The sequence below is a fragment of the Salifodinibacter halophilus genome (assembly GCA_012999515.1).
Taxonomy (GTDB): Bacteria; Pseudomonadota; Gammaproteobacteria; order Nevskiales; family Salinisphaeraceae; genus Salifodinibacter; species Salifodinibacter halophilus.
Map to the genome: position 1 here is coordinate 1 of JABEEB010000093.1, position 328 is coordinate 328.

Here is a 328-nt window from a genome sequence, read left to right on the forward strand (position 1 = left end):
GACCGAATGCTGGGTCGGCTTGGTCTTGAGCTCGCCGGCGGCGGCGATGAACGGCACCAGGGTCAGGTGCATGAACAGCGCGTGCTCGGGGCCGCGCTCGGTGCGCAGCTGGCGGATCGCCTCCAGGAACGGCAGCGACTCGATGTCGCCGACGGTGCCGCCGACCTCGACCAGGGCCACGTCGAAGCCTTCGGTGGCCTCCACGATCAGGCGCTTGATCTCGTCGGTGATGTGCGGGATCACCTGCACGGTGCCGCCGAGGTAATCGCCGCGGCGTTCCTTGCGGATCACGTTCTCGTAGATCCGGCCGGTGGTGATCGAGTTCTTG

1 protein-coding gene is annotated in these 328 nt (G+C 67.4%); it reads right to left on the reverse strand.

The genetic code is table 11. From position 1 onward, the window contains the following. Positions 1–328, reverse strand: a 328-nt coding sequence (gene pyrG / locus HKX41_10840) for a CTP synthetase (protein NNC24626.1), incomplete at both ends; no start/stop codon positions are given.